Source organism: Rhodonellum sp. (assembly GCF_030656585.1).
Taxonomy (GTDB): Bacteria; Bacteroidota; Bacteroidia; order Cytophagales; family Cyclobacteriaceae; genus Rhodonellum; species Rhodonellum psychrophilum.
The window spans coordinates 14,360-31,062 of record NZ_JAUSPP010000003.1 but is presented as its reverse complement, the minus strand read 5'-3'; the positions used below and the strand labels follow the sequence as shown (position 1 = coordinate 31,062).

The window sequence follows — 16,703 nt, the reverse complement described above, 5'->3', positions numbered from 1 at the left end:
AGGAATATGGATTGAAGAATTAAAGAATCAAAACGATTATTTTGAGGTATCCTTGATGAAATCCGCAAGATCTTTTTTGAATTTGACAAGTGAAGGCAAGTGGGTATACATCATGTGTCCCGCTTCATAATACGTCATGGTGATATTGTCCCTGATTTCAGGTCTCAGACCCAGATGGTCAATGGAGTTTTCCACCCCATAAAATACCGTCGCCAAATCATAATACCCGTTCATGATCAATACTTTTACATTTGGATCCTTGTTCATTGCCGAAGCCATATCGATACCGGTGTTGATGGCTGTCTGGGTACCCCAACCCATATTTCCGGCATGGCTCCAATCCCATTTGAATCCCGGTGAGGAATAGGCTGAGGTCTTGTAATTCAATTTTTTGCTTACGCCAAGTTCCCGGTGGAAGTAATCCAGAAAACCCGTGGTATATGCCGAAGAGATCGCATCGCTTTGTGGATCGGTCGTACTTGATTGATTGAGTAAGTTTTCATTGATCCCAACAAACCTTGAATCCAAGCGACCAACGGTCTTCCCTTCTTCCCGCATCAATTCATTGAAAAACTCCTCTGCTTTCACCCTGAGGTCTGCCTTCATCCAATACTCTTTGCTCAGACCGGTGTATTGCCCGAGCTTTTGTGCCATTTTGGCTTTATCCTCCAAAGAGAGTCTGCTGCCTCTGTAGAGTGCCGGCATGTACTCCTCTTCCGTAAATTTTCTCAATTCCTCGACAAAAGATTCCAAATCCGGATTTTTGTTTTCCAGTTTGTCATGGTACCAAGCCGTGGTGGCATAAGATGGAAAATGAACAAGGTAAGGGGTATCATCTCCAACAGGAAATGTCAGTGTCCTCAAATCAAAAACGGAAGACACCATCACTACGCCATTCAGCGCAATGCCTTTGTCCAACAAACTACTCATCACCCCGGCATTCCGGAAAGTACCATAACTTTCCCCTAACAAATACTTGGGAGATTGGAATCTGTCATATTCCTTTAGGAACTGGACAATAAAGAGAGAAATAGACCTGATGTCTTGATCCACTCCCCAGAAATCCTCGCCTTTTGCTTTGCCTATGGGAATACTCAATCCTGTACCCACTGGATCGATCATGACGACATCAGCCATATCAAGGATGGAGTATTCGTTGTTCACCACAGTATAGGGAGCGGCTTTGGTATAATCCGGATCATTGACAACGACCCTTTTGGGCCCCATTACTCCCATGTGTAACCAGTACGAAGAGGATCCAGGGCCTCCATTGTAAGAAAATATGATTGGCCGTTTGGAAGGCCCCTCCTCTTTGAAATAACTGGTAAAACCAAATAAGGCAATGGGCTCATTGTTTTCATCCCGAAGTTGTAGGGTTCCAGCCTTGGTTTTCAGGCTATGCGTTGTGCCCTCTATTTTCACATTTTGGATGGAAGAAAAAATTTCTCCTTGGGGAATGGTTTCCGGTGTTTTTTCTTGGGCAAATGAAAATGTAAATGTCAGGCAAATCGCCAGTATCGATAAAGAAATTTGTTTTTTCATGATGCAGTGTTTCTGTTTTGCGTCTTCATATTATCAATTCATGCCCATAGACGGCACATGTTTATAAACTTTCCCTTCTTTCATTACAAAAACCACATCTTTCATGACCTTGATGTCCTTTTCAGGATCTCCTGAGACGGCGATGATATCCGCAAATTTCCCTGATTCCAAGACACCAATTTTGTTTTCCATGCCCAATAGTTCCGCGCCACGTAGGGTTGCGGTTTGGATGGCTTCCAGGTTTGGCATGCCTACCTCCGTCATGTAAATAAATTCTCTGTAGTTTTCCCCATGAGGAAAAACACCGGCATCTGTTCCAAAAGCGATTTTCACACCTCTCTTATAAGCCTTTCCGAACGTAGTTTGAATTTGGGCTCCGATGGCTTCGGCCTTTGCTTTGACCGGAGCGGGATAGTAGCCCGGTATTCTGGCATATTCAGCCACGGACATCCCTGCGGTGATGGTAGGCACATACCAAGTACCTGCTTTTATCATCATGTCCATCGTTTTTTCTGACATCAATGTACCGTGTTCGATGGAGTGAATCCCTCCAATCACGGATCGCTGCATGCCCTCATCACCATGTGCATGAGCAGCGACATGGATCCCAAAATCCCTGGCGGTCTCTATCACAGCATTCAATTCATCTTGTTGGAATTGAGGAGCGGAACCATCTTTGGCCACACTCAATACTCCACCCGTGGCGGTTATCTTGATGACATCTGAGCCGTTTTTTACTTGTTGGCGAACTGCTTTCCTTGCGTCTGCAACGCCATTGATCACCCCGACTTCCGGCCCGGGGTCACCCATCAAGTCTCTCCTGACACCATTGGTGGGATCCGCGTGGCCGCCGGTGGGTGCGATTGATTTTCCTGCGGTGATGATCCTGGGACCGTCCACTTTTCCGGCAGCAATCGCATCCCTAAGGGAGATATTTACCCCTGATCCACCCATGTCTCTGACAGTGGTAAAACCAGCCATGAGGGTAGTCTTGGCATAGACCAGGGAATTGAAGGCCACGTCCGCTTCGTTGTTGGTAAATCTTTCCATGTACTGGCGAGGGCCTGTCTGTCCTTCCACATGAATATGCATGTCCATCAGCCCCGGCATTACTGTAGCGGATTTCAGGTCAATGATTTGATCTTCATCCGTTCCCTTTTGATATCCTTTAGCGACCGAAACGATCATCTCCCCCTCCACAACGATCGTCATTTCGGACAAGGTTTTGTTATTCCTGACATCTATCAACTTCCCAGCCTGTATATAGGTTTTTTGGGCAAACAAGTTTCCGCAGACTAATGCCAAAACAGCAGTTCCGTAAAATATTCTTTTCATTTTTATTTGGTTTTTATTGACGAAACAATCTATTAAAAAAAAACGATGAATGCGGCACGGAATGGCTTGGATCAAAAACAATGATGACTTTTGAGTTGATTTTTTTTCCTTGGCATCGGCAAAACGAAAAACCCAATCCCACTATCGGAAACAATTGGATCCATTCTGGAAATCACATCCCCGATTGATTTTGTCAAGCTCCTACTTTTTGAACTGATCAGAAAGGGAGTTTTGAATTTTTCAATCACTAATTAAACCCGTACTGTACATTCCCATTTCTCTTCCAGCCTACAATTCCTAATAATCAGGGAGTTGTCTGTGATTTTTGTTTTCACACTATCAGTAATATGTATTACTCCCTACTTGGTTTAACCCGTTTAATGCAAGACGAACTCAATTCAAGATTGTAATTGAATCATAATCAATTAGGTGTTGATTATTTTTGACTTCACCTTATAGGTGTCAGAAAATAGTCTCATAATATTCTGATTTTCTTGCAGTTTAACTCCTTTTGAACCAAATGCATATTACGTTACAGGTTAAATCCTGCGTCCCAATATAATCTCCTTAAAACACACCCTATCCATTTTAAACGTTTATAAACGACTATAAGCGAAAAGCAACCGACTCTCTGGTTTTTGGCTCCCCATCTTTGTTCCGTTGCTTGAATGAAAGAAGCAAGTTTCCAATTCATCTATAACCATAATTTAAAAAAACATGAACAAATTGAGAAACCGGGTACAATTGATCGGGAGATTGGGTGCCAAAGCAGATGTAAAACATCTTGAAAGTGGAAAGATCGTGGCAAACTTTAATTTGGCCACCAATGAGGTGTATTACAATGCCAAGGGAGAGAAAGTGGAGGAGACCACTTGGCACCAACTGGTGGCTTGGGGAAAAACGGCCGAAACCATAGAAAAATACACCGACAAGGGATCAGAAATCGCCATCGATGGGAAATTGACCAATCGCTCCTATACAGATAAGGATGGAGTGAAAAAATATGTAACCGAAGTAAATGTTGATGAGGTGCTTCTCCTTGGAGAAAAGGTGGTAAGTGTCTAATTTATAATAAAAAAGGGTGTTTGTTGATGAAGGCAGACACCTTTTTTGGATCTTTTCCCCAAATCACAGCAAGGAGTAAATCTCTTTTTGATTCACGGTTTCTTGTCCTTCATCAGTCCTTATTTTGAGTTTATATATACGATTGGCATCCAAAAGATTTCTAGGTTTTTTAACAATTGAAGGCAATTATGAGTATTTTTGACCTCGCAAAAAACCTATTAAACAATGAAAAAAATAGCAGTTTTTACATCTGGAGGTGATGCTCCCGGTATGAATGCCTGTATTCGCGCCGTGGTCAGAACCTCGATTTTTTACGGACTGGAGATCTATGGAATCAGCTATGGTTTCGATGGCATGATTAAGGGTGGGTTCAAAAGAATGCAATCCAATTCCGTCAGCAATATCGTCCAAAGAGGTGGAACAATCCTCAAATCTGCAAGAAGTGAAGAGTTCATGACCAAAGAAGGTCGTCAAAAAGCTTATGATCAATTAAAGGAGCATGAGATAGAGGGGGTGGTGGCAATAGGAGGAGACGGCACGTTTACCGGTGCAAAGGTGTTTTTTGAAGAATTCGGTATCCCCATCATTGGTTGCCCTGGCACCATTGACAATGACATCTATGGCACGGATTATACCATCGGTTTTGACACAGCTGTCAACACAGCGCTGGAAGCCATCGACAAAATCAGGGACACGGCTGCGGCCCATGACCGGATTTTCTTTGTCGAAGTGATGGGTCGAGACAGTGGCTATATAGCCGTAGAGTGTGGCATCGGCGGTGGAGCAGAATTTGTATTTGTCCCTGAAACCGAAACGGATCTGAAAAAAGTGGTGAAATCTCTAAAAAGCCTGAGAAAGTCCAAATCGTCCAGTCTTATTGTGGTTGCTGAAGGTGATGAAGAAGGCACTGCAGAGTACATCATGGAAAAAGTGAAAGGAAAGCTAAACGACGCCGATAAAGAATTCAAAGTAACCACACTGGGTCATATCCAAAGAGGCGGGAACCCTACGGCCAGAGACAGGGTATTGGCTTCCCGTTGCGGAATGGCGGCAGTTGACGGTCTCATTGCGGGTAAATCCAACTGCATGGCGGGAGTTGTCAATGGAGATGTCATCTACACCCCTTTCGAGGATTGTATTGGCAAAACCAAACCACTAAAAGAAGACCATTTGAAACTGATTGAAATACTTAGTATATAAAAAATGGGGTTTATACCGATATTCATTACTCTTGGTGGTGCAGTGATGCTTTTTATGATGGTGGTCAACATGACCTTGAAAACCAAAAAAAACCAAGTGCTCAACCTGCAGGCCAAGGTTCTGGAGGAATTGCAAAAAATCGGGGAGCAAGGAAAGATGGACTTGAAGCTTGACCCCAATGATACAACAGCGCTGAAAGCCGTCTATATCCAAGTAAAAAACAATTTGGGAGAAAAGGATAAAGCAATTTTTGAAAAGGAAATCAAAAAACCTTTCCAAACCGCCAAACTCATCAAATCCCAATACAACGAACTCCTGAAAAGAAAACCCTATAGCATTGTAGCCAAGTTACTGGGCTACAATGCTATATGATTTCGGATTAAATTTTGGATTTCCAGATATTGGTCTGGGTGAAACCAATGTATTTGTTCATCCTTTTTGAACCAGGTGAATTGCCTTTTGGCATACCTTCTTGAATTTCTTTTTAAAAGCCTGACCGCTTCTTCTTTGTCGTATTTCCCTTCGATAAACCCAAAAATCTCGGAATATCCCACAGTTTGCAGGGCATTGAGGTGCCTGAAGGGATAAAGTCCTTCTGCCTCATCAAAAAGCCCTTTTTCAATCATTTGATCCATTCTCAAATTGATCCTGACATAAAGGTCCTCCCTGTCTCTTTCCAATCCTATTTTGATAATTCCAAAAGGCCTAGGTTGTATTTTCTTTTCCCGAAAAGCACTGAAAGGCTTGCCCGTTCCCCTAAAAACTTCCAAAGCTCTCATTAATCGCTGGGGATTTTGAAGATCAACGGTTCGATAATACTCCGGATCACAGTTCAAAAGTTCTCTTTGAAGAGGTTCGATACCTTCCGATTCAAAACTTTGGATCAATTCCCTGCGGATGTTTGGATCTACCGCATCGATATCATCAAATCCTTTACAAATGGCATCGACATATAGTCCTGAACCTCCCGTCATCACGACCAAATCGTGGCTTTCAAATAAGGTCTCCAAAAGAAAAAGTGTATCCCGCTCAAATTTTTTCACATCATACTCCTCGTGGATGGAGAGGGTATTGATAAAATGATGTCGGGCCATTTTCAGCTCTTCAGCAGAAGGCTTCGCTGTTCCCAATTCCATTTCTCTAAAAAATTGCCTACTATCTGAAGATATAATTTCAGTTTTGAAATTTTTAGCTAAATTAAGGCATAATTCAGTTTTCCCGACAGCCGTGGGACCTACGATTACCAATAGATGTTTATTTTTCTTCACTAAAATTAGGTCAAAATCCTACTTATTGAATGGCCTCAAAAATACCAATAAAACATGACGAAAAACAAAAAGGTATTGATCGTGGACGATAATGCTTTGAATAGAAAAGTTTTCGAACACATCATTGGGCAAGTTTATTTTTATGAGACCGCCGAAAATGGGGTCGAAGCGATAGAGAAGGTAAAGGAAGGAGATTTTGACCTTATCCTGATGGATATTCAAATGCCTTTGCTTGATGGCATTAGTGCTTTGAAAATAATAAAAGCGGAACAACTCACCAACAGTCCAGTCATAGCCATATCCGCCTATGCAAGCACGGCAGACCGCGACTATTTTCTTTCTGCCGGATTCGATGATTTTATTGCAAAACCGATAACACCAAGACAACTTTTGGAAACCATCGAAAACAATATCTTAAAAAACGGCTTTACTTTTGAAGACAGCCAAGGATTTGACGAGGATCTCATTTTGGATGAAACCGTAATCAACCAATTGATGAAGTACAATACCCTAGAAAACATTAAAACCGTTTACCAAGATTTTTTGGACGAATCCTTTCGCTTGCTCACAGAGATCAACTTGTTGATAAAGGAAGAAAATTATCCAGAAATAGGCGAAAAAATACACATTATGAAAGGAAATTCAGGTACTTTGGGAGCGATGAAGATTTTTAATTTCACCAAAGCATTTGAGAAAAACATAAAAACCACCAATTTTGACAATATCTTTAGGGAATATTTAATTTTGGAAGGGCTCATCACTAGTTTTCAAGAACACCTCCAAGCAAAAAAAATGATTTGATCCATGACGGAAAGTAAGAAAATATTGGTCGCTGAAGACAGTTCGGTGATTATTAACCTCACCAAAAATGTACTGTTGTTTGAAAACTATTCCATTTCAGCAGTAAAGAACGGAAAGCAGGTTTTAGAAAAACTGGCCAAAGAAGATTTTGATTTGATCTTGATGGACATCAATATGCCAGTGATGGATGGAATCGAATGCACAAAGGCCATTCGGGAACTTGAAGATCCAAAAAAGGCAAGCGTCCCCATTGTGGCAATCACTGGAAACTATAAAAACTATACACTGGATGATTTTAAAAAAGCAGGCTTGAATGATTATGTCCAAAAACCATTGGATTATGATTATTTATTGGCCACGGTAAGAAAACATCTTGAAAAGTAATATTCCCCCATGACCATAAAGTTCACAAAACATTTTCTGGAAAAACTCGAAAACCTTTTCGCAGCTTCGGATTATATTTTGAGGTACGAAAAGGGAAGTTTCAAATCCGGGTATTGTATTCTAAATGATAGCAAAATCGTCATCATCAACAGGTATTATACCCTTGAGGGAAAAATCAACACCTTATTGGAAATCGTGAAAGAACTGAATTTCAATCCTAAGGATTTTGTGGACAAAAAAAACCAAGATCTTCTTTCAGAACTCCAACAAACCGAATTGAAACTTTGAAGGTAACATTTTTAGGGACAGGAACTTCCCAAGGCGTCCCAGTGATCGGCTGTGATTGCCCGGTTTGCAGCTCTTTGGATTTTAGAGATAAAAGGTTCAGAACAGCCATTCACCTTGACATTGATGGGAAAAGTATTGTCATAGACACTGGCCCGGATTTCAGACAACAAATGCTTCGGGAAAAAATCAGCAGCCTGGACGCCATTCTTTACACCCATCAACACAAAGACCATACAGCGGGATTGGACGATATACGTCCATATAATTTTTCTCAGAAAAAGGACATCCCCATCTACGGCACCAAGGAGGTATTGGAACAGATAAAAATGGAATTCTCCTACATCTTTCAGGAAGTAAAATACCCTGGAGTTCCAGCTGTCATTCCCAATGAAATCACCAAATCTCCATTTGTTGCGGAGGGAATATCGGTGATTCCCATAGAAGTACTCCATTACAGATTGCCTGTACTGGGATTTCGATTCAAGGATTTCACCTATATCACGGATGCCAGTTTTATTTCGGAGAAAGAGATGCGGAAAATAAAAGGGACCAAAGTATTGGTTCTCAATGCCCTTCAGAAAGAATACCATATTTCCCATTTCACTCTGGAAAAAGCCATCGAAATGGTAAATATCATCAAACCAGAGAGGGCATTTTTCACCCACATTAGTCACAAACTCGGCAACCATAAAGAAGTCGAAGATAGTCTTCCCGAAAACATCAAGCTTGCGTTTGATGGGCTAAAAATCCATATTGACTGATGCACTTCAATTTTCACTTTCTCAAATTTCTTTGTCCAGCCCTCGAAGAGCGGTATCAGGGAATGGAAATCACCTCTTGCTTTTCACAAAACAAGAATGAGCTGATCATTGCCTGCAAAAAGGAGGAAGAAGGTTTTTATATTCGCGCGAATCTTTTGCCTTCGATTTCATGCCTGGGATTCCCAGATGATTTCAAAAGAGGCAAAAGAAACACCATTTCTTTATTCCCAGATCTCATCGGTCAGGTGATCCATTCCGTTCAGGTCGTGAATTTCGAAAGAGCTTTTATTATCGAACTTGAGAGTGGAGACAAGCTTTTGTTCAAACTTCACGGCACCCGTAGCAATGTTCTTTTTTACAAAATCGGGGAAGACCTCCCCAGTATTTTGTTCAGAAACGATTTGAGAGTGGACAGGGAAATTTCACTTTCCGAATTCCCGAAAAACTTTGATTTGGGAAATTCGAGATTTGAAAGTTTAGAGGGAAATGCCTCCCAGTTTTTGCCGACATTGGGAAAAATCCCAAGGGAATGGCTACAGTCACATGGCTATATCGATGCCGATCTTGAAGTGAAGTGGGCATTGATGCAGGAATTATTGGACATGTTGGAAAGTCCTTTGTTTACGATCACCAAACGTGGAAAAGAGCATGTTTTAAGTTTATTACCGGAAGAAAACCCGATTTTCCAGACCGAAGATCCCATCCACGCATGCAATGCACTTTTTGGTTATTTGGTGGTTGTCCAAGCCTTTGATAAGGAAAAAAGCCATTGGCAAAAAATCTTTGAAGACCAGAGAAAAAAATCCATTGGGTACATTCAAAAAACCTCTCAAAAACTGGAGGATTTGATCAATGAAATCAGCCCTGCTCAGATCGCAGATGTGATCATGGCGAACCTTCACCAAATCGCTCCCAATCAGGAGGAAGTGCAGCTTTTCAATTTCTACACAGAAAAAGAGGAAACCATCAAGCTGAAAAGGGGGCAATCCCCGCAGAAGTTTGCGGAAAATCTATATCGCAAATCCAAAAACCGAAAAATAGAAATCAACCAACTTCATGAGAATTTGGAAGGGAAGCAATACCTGGTAGAAAATCTTGACCTGATGCTTTCCGAAATCAGTCCAATCAAAGAGTTTCGGGGACTGAGGGATTTCATAAAGAAACACAATCTGGTTGCACAGGAAAAAGAAAGCCAAGAACAAGTCCCTTTTAAGCGATTCGATGTAGAGGGTTTTGAGGTCTTGGTCGGCAAGTCTGCTAAAGGAAATGATGAAATGCTCCGCAATTATGCCTGGAAAGAGGATCTGTGGCTGCATGCAAAAGATGTTTCTGGTTCTCATGTGCTCATCAAATTCAAATCGGGTATCCAATTCCCGAAATCGGTTATCGAGAGAGCAGCTGAACTGGCTGCCTATTACTCCAAAAACAAGAATGAGAGCTTGTCTGCGGTTATTTATACCCCTTCAAAGTATGTGAGGAAGGTAAAAGGTTCCGCACCTGGAGCTGTGATGGTGGCCAAGGAAAACATTCTCCTTGTTCCACCTAAAGGACCTTCCTAAATTTTTGTTTTATTAAATCCGAATTCTAAGACACCGAAAAAGTAACGTAAAGAATCTAACTTGATTAAGTTAAATGGAATTATGCCCGCGCAATTCTAATTCGGACTCGAGTTGCTTAAACCCGTGTTATGCATTACCATTTCTAAACGGTTTGGTACAAAAAATCGGGGCATGTTTTTTAAACATGTCCCGATTTCAATTTTAATTCAAACTATTGTGCTTTTATCAATCGACAACATGTACTTTCAACATGTTGGTTTTCCCTTTTGATTTCAATGGCATACTGGCTGTATTGATGATGATATCACCAGCATTGACATGACCGTTGTTTTTCAGTGTTTTTTCGATATCAGCAAAAGTCTCGTCGGTGGACACATTGCTTTCATAGTAAAAGGATCTCACTCCCCACACCAAACTCATCTGGGTTATCAATTGCTTGTTTCGGGTGAAAACAAAAATACTGGCCAAAGGTCGATGGGAAGCGATTCTGAAGCCCGTAAAACCTGAAGTGGTGATTCCCACGATTGCTTTTGCCTTTACGTTTCTGGAAAGTCTTGAAGCCATCAACAGCAAATTGTTACTTAGAAATGTCTCATCATCTTCCTCAATTTTGTAGAGGTTGTGGTAGACATCCGCATTGTTTTCTACGTAGGAAATAATGCTGCTCATGGCCTTCACTGAATTTACGGGATAATTGCCAGATGCAGTCTCTGCAGAGAGCATCACGGCATCTGCGCCATCCAATACTGCTGTGGCGACGTCATTGGTTTCAGCTCTTGTAGGCCTTGGATTCACGATCATACTCTCCAGCATCTGGGTAGCGATAATCACAGGCTTGCAAGCGATTTTGCATTTCTCCACCATTTTCTTCTGCCAAAGCGGGACCATTTCCATGGGTACTTCCACACCCAGGTCACCTCTTGCGACCATGATGGCGTCTGTTGCCTCTATGATCGCATCAATGTTATCCAGTGCCTCTGGCTTTTCTATTTTTGCAACGATTTTACAAACCTTGCCAGCTTTTTTAATCCTTTCTCTCAAATCCAGGATATCCTCTGCAGAACGCACAAAAGAAAGGGCAATCCAATCCACATCATTTTCCAATCCGAAGATCAAGTCTTCCAGATCTTTTTCCGTAAGGGAAGGTGCGGATACTTTTGTGTTGGGCAGGTTTATGCCTTTTCTGGATTTTAAGATCCCTCCATGAATGACTGTACAATTCACGTTTTTGCCATCTGTACTGACCACGACCAATTCAAGATTACCATCATCGATCAAGATACGGTCACCTGTGGAAACGTCGTTTGGAAGGTTTTGATAAACGGTGCTGACCAATTCAGCAGTTCCGATTACGGGATCGTTTGTAATGGTAATGGAATTTCCAGGGAGGATTTCCACTCCATTGTTTTCAACCTCGCCCACCCTAATTTTTGGACCTTGAAGATCTTGAAGAATCCCCAGATGGAGATTGTTTTCCTTATTGATTTTTCGGATTAGTTTGATGACCTCCGAATGACCTTTGTGATTGCCGTGAGAAAAATTCAGGCGAAAAACATTGGCTCCAGCTTTTGCCAAATTGATAAGTACTTCTTCGTTGTTAGAGGCAGGACCAACAGTAGCTAGAATCTTTGTTTTATTAAAGACGGTTACGCTCATGAGTAAATATTTTGTTAATAGGTTAAAAGATTTTCTTTTGATTTAATTTTGGACAAGTCCAGCTTCACCACATTTTGGATGAATAAGCTCGTGGAAAGTTGCTCAATATAAGCATTAATATTCAATTGGGAGGTCAAGTCCTGCAGCAGCAGGAAGTAATCCATGATTTTAAGTTCTGGAATTAGAAATAACGCATTTCCACCATCACTATAGGATCGGTTTTTCAACAACTGAATAAACCCATGTTCTTTCTCAAGAATAAATTGGGATATTTTCAATTGCGGCTGATTTGTAAATTCCAACTCATAGTCTTTTGCTTTAACCAAGTTGATTCCCAAAGAATCATTGATTACCCAAGCCATTTTGTAATCCTTTAATGGAGCCACAAAACCTAAAAGTTCAAAGTCAAATTCGGGTTCTACGAATAGTTTTGTTTTCTTCATTCAGGAAGAATTTTTCATGGACAAAGTTAAAAATAATCTTAGAACTTCTATCTTGCGAGAGAATATCTTGATTTAGTTGCCCAGTATTTTTGGCAATAAGGTTTTAAATATATTTCTTTGCACAGTGTTTAAATTAAACTGATCACAAAATGTCTGAAATTGCACAAAAAGTAAAAGCCATTATCGTTGATAAATTAGGCGTTGAGGAATCCGAAGTTACTCCCGAAGCTAGCTTCACAAACGATCTTGGTGCCGACTCTCTGGACACAGTAGAGCTCATCATGGAATTCGAAAAAGAATTCAACATTTCCATCCCAGATGATCAAGCTGAGCAAATTGGCACAGTTGGTCAGGCGATTAGCTATCTGGAAGCAAACGTAAAATAAGTAATCACTCAAAATTCATTTATGAATTTAAGAAGAGTTGTAGTAACAGGTATTGGTGCCCTTACACCCATAGGCAATACCGTCCCGGAATTCTGGGAAGGTCTTACTAATGGTGTGAGCGGTGCTGCACCTATTACTAAATTCGATGCCTCTCTATTCAAGACACAATTCGCTTGCGAAGTGAAAAACTTCGATGCGGAAAAATTTCTGGACAGGAAAGAGGCGAGGAAGATGGATCCTTTCACTCAATTCGCAATGATTGCAGTGGCAGAAGCCATGAATGATTCCGGTTTGGATCTAGAAAAAATTAATCTCTACCGTGCAGGTGTTATCTGGGGTTCCGGAATAGGTGGACTAAAAACATTTCAAGAGGAGGTTGTCGATTTCGCGAGAGGAGATGGTACTCCCCGCTTCAACCCATTCTTCATTCCAAAAATGATTGCGGACATCAGTGCTGGGTTCCTTTCCATAAAATATGGATTCAAAGGCCCCAATTTTGTAACCGTTTCGGCTTGCGCCTCCGGTACCAATGCATTGATCGATGCCTTCAACTACATCAGATTGGGAAAAGCGGACATCTTTATCAGCGGTGGCTCAGAAGCTACTATTACTGAGGCCGGTGTCGGTGGATTCAATGCCATGAAAGCGCTTTCCCAGAGAAACGATTCTCCTCAAACTGCTTCGAGACCTTTTGACAAGGATCGTGAAGGTTTTGTTTTGGGAGAAGGTGCTGGAGCACTTATACTTGAAGAATATGAGCATGCCAAGTCCCGGGGAGCAAAGATTTACGCTGAACTCGTTGGAGGCGGCATGACAGCCGATGCTTACCACATTACCGCACCCCACCCGCAGGGTGAAGGAGCCACAAACGTCATGAAATTGGCATTGGAAGATGCCGGAATGAATCCAGAAGATATCGACTACGTCAATGTCCATGGTACTTCCACACCTTTGGGTGATATCAGTGAAGTTAAAGCGATCCAAAATGTCTTTGGGGAACATGCCTATAAACTCAATATCAGCAGTACCAAATCCATGACAGGTCATTTGTTGGGTGCTGCCGGTGCGATAGAAGCAATTGCTTCCATCCTTGCGATACAAAACAGCCTCATTCCGCCTACCATCAACCATTTCACGGATGATGAGGGATTGGATAGCAAATTAAATTTGACATTCAACAAAGCTCAAAAAAGAGAAGTGCGTGCTGCTTTAAGCAATACTTTTGGATTTGGTGGTCATAATTGCTCCATTATTTTCAAAAAAATAACAGAGTAAATTTGAAACTTTCCAGATTGCTCAGATTTCAAGCATTTCTTTTCAATACAGATGAAAAAAGGCTTGCTGCCTCCATAAAACATATGGTAGGCAGCAAGCCTTTTAATTTATCCCTTTATAAACTTGCCATCAAGCACGTATCCGTAGCAGAGGAATTCAAGAATGGCCTGAGAATTTCGAACGAAAGACTGGAATATTTGGGTGACGCTATTTTAGGTGCGGTAGTCGCTGAATTTTTATTCAATAAATTTCCATTTCGCGATGAAGGTTTTCTCACAGAAACCCGTTCAAGAATGGTCAACCGAGAAGCCCTAAACCAAATCGCGGTTAAAATCGGCCTCTCCAAAATCTTGGAAGCAGAGCTGAAGGGGAAAAATCTCAGTGCACATAAATCCATTTTTGGGGATACCCTCGAAGCAATGGTGGGAGCTGTATATTTGGATAGAGGATATAAATTTTGCAAAAAATTCATTCACCAAAGAATCCTGATCCATTTTGATGTGGATGACATCATTGCCACCACCACAAATTTCAAAAGTAAAATAATCGAGTGGTCTCAAAAGGAAAGCAAAGAAGTCGATTTCAAACTGGTTTCCGTGACAGGAAACACAAGATTCAAGGAGTTTTTGGTTGAACTTTGGGTGGGAGGTGAAGTTTGCACTTCCGGAAAAGGGGCTACCAAGAAAAAAGCCGAACAGGAGGCTGCCAAAAATGCTTGTGAAAAACTTAAAATCGCTTTTTAGAACACTATCTTTGAGATCGCTGTTTTAAAGATACGATTTCGTTTTTATGTCAAAATTAAAAATAGCTTGCGCCACTGTCAACCAAACCCCTTTGGATTGGACAGGGAATTTCAACAGAATTGTCGATGCCATCCAAGAAGCAAGAGAACTAGGGGTGGAACTCCTTTGCTTTCCTGAACTCACATTGACAGGATATGGAAGTGAGGATTTGTTTCTCAGTCACTGGTATCCCCAAAAAGCCCTTCTTCAGCTCGAAAAACTTATTGCCCACTGTGGACAAATCACCGTGGCTGTTGGATTGCCGATAAGGATTGCCGACACTACATACAATTGTATGGCTGTGATAGAAAACGGTCAACTCCTGGGAATCGTAGCAAAACAATTCATGGCCATCGATGGTGTGCATTATGAATTCAGATGGTTTACGCCTTGGGTAGCGAGAGAAATCATTCCTTTTGAATTTTCAGGAGGTCAAATTCCACTTGGAGATGTTATTTTTGAAAAAAAAGGCATTTCCTACGGATTTGAAATCTGTGAAGATGCATGGAGAGGGGATGCCCGGCCGGGATACCGACTCCAGGAGCGAAAGGTCGATGTGATTTTCAACCCCAGCGCCAGTCATTTTGCGATGGGGAAAAGTGAAATTCGGGAGAACCTCGTCAAAAAGAGCTCTACCCTTTTGAATGCAACCTATTTTTACACCAATTTATTGGGAAATGAATCCGGACGAATGATTTTTGACGGAGAGATATTGGCTGCCAGAGCTGGTGAATTGATCCTGAAGAATGAATTGCTTTCCTTTTTGGATTATCAAGTCATGGGTTTTGAATTTGAAAAAGAAAATTTTGAAATCACCCCTGTTCCCACTGTCCATGACAAAAACAATGAATTTGTAAAAGCCACCTCCCTGGCTCTTTTTGATTATTTGAGAAAAAGCAAAAGCAAGGGATTTGTTCTTTCCTTGAGTGGAGGGGCGGATTCCTCTTCCATCGCAGTATTGATAGCAGAAATGGTGAGACGCGGAATCGAAGAATTGGGCGTAAGTTCTTTTTTGAAAAAAATAGGTTTGCCATTCAATCCACAAACTTCCGATCCCAAAACAGAAATTGTCGGAGAACTACTGACTACTGCATACCAAGCTTCTGAAAACTCTTCCTATTCGACCTTTCAGAGTGCCAAAACACTTTCCAAAAGCATTGGTGCCAAGTTTTATAATTGGGAGATTTCCGACGAGGTAAAATCCTATACCGAGAAAATCGAAACTGCTCTGGGTAGAAAACTGACCTGGAAAGACGATGATATTACCTTGCAAAATATTCAAGCCCGATCCCGTTCCCCGATCATTTGGATGTTGGCCAATATCAACAATGCTTTGCTCATCAATACTTCCAACAGAAGTGAAGGAGATGTAGGTTATACCACGATGGATGGCGACACGAGCGGAAGCATTTCCCCGATTGCTGGCGTAGACAAATTTTTCCTAATGAATTGGCTGAAATGGGCCGAAGAAAACCTGGGCTATCACGGCTTGAAAAGTGTGAATGCCCTCACGCCTACAGCTGAACTCCGACCAAATGAAAATCACCAAACGGATGAAACTGATTTGATGCCATATGCAGTGATCGTCGAAATCGAGCGGCTTGCTATTCGGGACAGAAAGTCACCAATGGATGTTTACCTGATTCTGAAGGAAAACTTAGGTATCGAAGATGGTTTGCTGAAAACATACATCAAGAAGTTTTTCAGGCTTTGGTCCAGGAATCAATGGAAGAGAGAGAGATTGGCGCCGTCGTTTCATTTGGATGAATTCAATATTGATCCAAAAACATGGTACAGATTCCCCATATTATCAGGGGGTTTTGAAGAAGAATTGAAAGAATTGGACAATTTTTAATATCACTCCTTGTCGAATTAAATTCTGAAGACATGCTGTTAATTTCAATGAGAGGTATTAGGTTTACATGCGGTTTTTGAATTGTTAAATTCATTTCCATAAA

The 16,703-nt window shown here is 41.4% G+C and carries 17 protein-coding genes; 12 read left to right on the top strand and 5 right to left on the bottom strand.

All coding sequences use genetic code 11. The annotated features are described in order from the left end of the window. Window positions 1-36: 36 nt before the first annotated feature. Complete coding sequence (locus tag Q7J63_RS00245; protein ID WP_019599515.1) at window positions 37-1,542, bottom strand: S10 family peptidase; 1,506 nt, start codon at window positions 1,540-1,542, stop codon at window positions 37-39. 33 nt (window positions 1,543-1,575) lie between these two features. Beyond that, window positions 1,576-2,877 (bottom strand): amidohydrolase family protein, encoded by a 1,302-nt coding sequence (locus Q7J63_RS00240; protein WP_019599516.1) that lies wholly within the window; start codon window positions 2,875-2,877, stop codon window positions 1,576-1,578. A 717-nt stretch (window positions 2,878-3,594) separates the two neighbouring features. Between Q7J63_RS00240 and Q7J63_RS00235 the strand changes: the two genes are divergently transcribed. The 3 genes from Q7J63_RS00235 (at window position 3,595) to Q7J63_RS00225 (ending at window position 5,514) form a co-directional block, all read left to right on the top strand. Next, window positions 3,595-3,942 carry a single-stranded DNA-binding protein gene (locus Q7J63_RS00235; protein ID WP_019599519.1) on the top strand — a complete coding sequence of 116 codons (348 nt, stop codon included), beginning with the start codon at window positions 3,595-3,597 and terminating at the stop codon, window positions 3,940-3,942. Window positions 3,943-4,167: 225 nt separating this feature from the next. Next, window positions 4,168-5,142, top strand: coding sequence for a 6-phosphofructokinase (gene pfkA / locus Q7J63_RS00230; RefSeq protein ID WP_019599520.1), 975 nt, complete (start codon window positions 4,168-4,170; stop codon window positions 5,140-5,142). 3 nt (window positions 5,143-5,145) lie between these two features. Beyond that, on the top strand, window positions 5,146-5,514 hold the full coding sequence (locus tag Q7J63_RS00225) for a hypothetical protein (protein WP_304883490.1): 369 nt from the start codon (window positions 5,146-5,148) through the stop codon (window positions 5,512-5,514). Here Q7J63_RS00225 and miaA read toward each other — a convergent pair. Further along, a complete protein-coding gene (gene miaA / locus Q7J63_RS00220; RefSeq protein ID WP_304883489.1) occupies window positions 5,499-6,410 on the bottom strand; it encodes a tRNA (adenosine(37)-N6)-dimethylallyltransferase MiaA in 912 nt (303 codons plus the stop codon). The genes Q7J63_RS00225 and miaA overlap by 16 nt on opposite strands. Before the next feature lie 54 nt (window positions 6,411-6,464). Between miaA and Q7J63_RS00215 the strand changes: the two genes are divergently transcribed. The 5 genes from Q7J63_RS00215 to Q7J63_RS00195 are packed head-to-tail and all read left to right on the top strand — an operon-like array spanning window position 6,465 to window position 10,203. Continuing rightward, window positions 6,465-7,211, top strand: coding sequence for a response regulator (locus tag Q7J63_RS00215; RefSeq protein WP_304883488.1), 747 nt, complete (start codon window positions 6,465-6,467; stop codon window positions 7,209-7,211). Between the two features lie 3 nt (window positions 7,212-7,214). Further along, window positions 7,215-7,595: a response regulator gene (locus Q7J63_RS00210; protein ID WP_304883487.1), complete on the top strand. Its 381-nt coding sequence runs from the start codon at window positions 7,215-7,217 to the stop codon at window positions 7,593-7,595. Window positions 7,596-7,604: 9 nt separating this feature from the next. Then, window positions 7,605-7,883: a hypothetical protein gene (locus Q7J63_RS00205; RefSeq protein ID WP_019599525.1), complete on the top strand. Its 279-nt coding sequence runs from the start codon at window positions 7,605-7,607 to the stop codon at window positions 7,881-7,883. After that, window positions 7,880-8,644, top strand: coding sequence for an MBL fold metallo-hydrolase (locus tag Q7J63_RS00200; protein ID WP_304883486.1), 765 nt, complete (start codon window positions 7,880-7,882; stop codon window positions 8,642-8,644). The genes Q7J63_RS00205 and Q7J63_RS00200 overlap by 4 nt, the downstream gene beginning before the upstream one ends. Next, the gene (locus Q7J63_RS00195) at window positions 8,644-10,203 is read left to right on the top strand and encodes an NFACT RNA binding domain-containing protein (RefSeq protein ID WP_304883485.1); all 1,560 of its coding nucleotides are present in this window, start codon (window positions 8,644-8,646) and stop codon (window positions 10,201-10,203) included. The genes Q7J63_RS00200 and Q7J63_RS00195 overlap by 1 nt, the downstream gene beginning before the upstream one ends. 225 nt (window positions 10,204-10,428) lie before the next feature. Here Q7J63_RS00195 and pyk read toward each other — a convergent pair whose 3' ends face one another. Beyond that, the gene (pyk, locus tag Q7J63_RS00190) at window positions 10,429-11,859 is read right to left on the bottom strand and encodes a pyruvate kinase (protein WP_019599529.1); all 1,431 of its coding nucleotides are present in this window, start codon (window positions 11,857-11,859) and stop codon (window positions 10,429-10,431) included. A 14-nt stretch (window positions 11,860-11,873) separates the two neighbouring features. Further along, complete coding sequence (locus Q7J63_RS00185) at window positions 11,874-12,302, bottom strand: IPExxxVDY family protein (RefSeq protein ID WP_019599530.1); 429 nt, start codon at window positions 12,300-12,302, stop codon at window positions 11,874-11,876. A gap of 149 nt (window positions 12,303-12,451) precedes the next feature. Here Q7J63_RS00185 and Q7J63_RS00180 point away from each other — a divergent pair, with 149 nt between their 5' ends. From Q7J63_RS00180 to nadE, 4 genes are read left to right on the top strand one after another with little or no spacing between them, the layout of a single operon-like run. Further along, complete coding sequence (locus Q7J63_RS00180) at window positions 12,452-12,688, top strand: acyl carrier protein (protein WP_008629501.1); 237 nt, start codon at window positions 12,452-12,454, stop codon at window positions 12,686-12,688. 21 nt (window positions 12,689-12,709) lie between these two features. Next, entirely contained in the window at window positions 12,710-13,963 is a 1,254-nt protein-coding gene (fabF, locus tag Q7J63_RS00175) for a beta-ketoacyl-ACP synthase II (RefSeq protein ID WP_019599531.1), read from the top strand. A gap of 2 nt (window positions 13,964-13,965) precedes the next feature. Further along, complete coding sequence (gene rnc / locus Q7J63_RS00170; protein WP_026333809.1) at window positions 13,966-14,706, top strand: ribonuclease III; 741 nt, start codon at window positions 13,966-13,968, stop codon at window positions 14,704-14,706. 46 nt (window positions 14,707-14,752) lie between these two features. Next, entirely contained in the window at window positions 14,753-16,600 is a 1,848-nt protein-coding gene (gene nadE, locus Q7J63_RS00165) for an NAD(+) synthase (protein WP_304883483.1), read from the top strand. Window positions 16,601-16,703 lie beyond the last annotated feature (103 nt).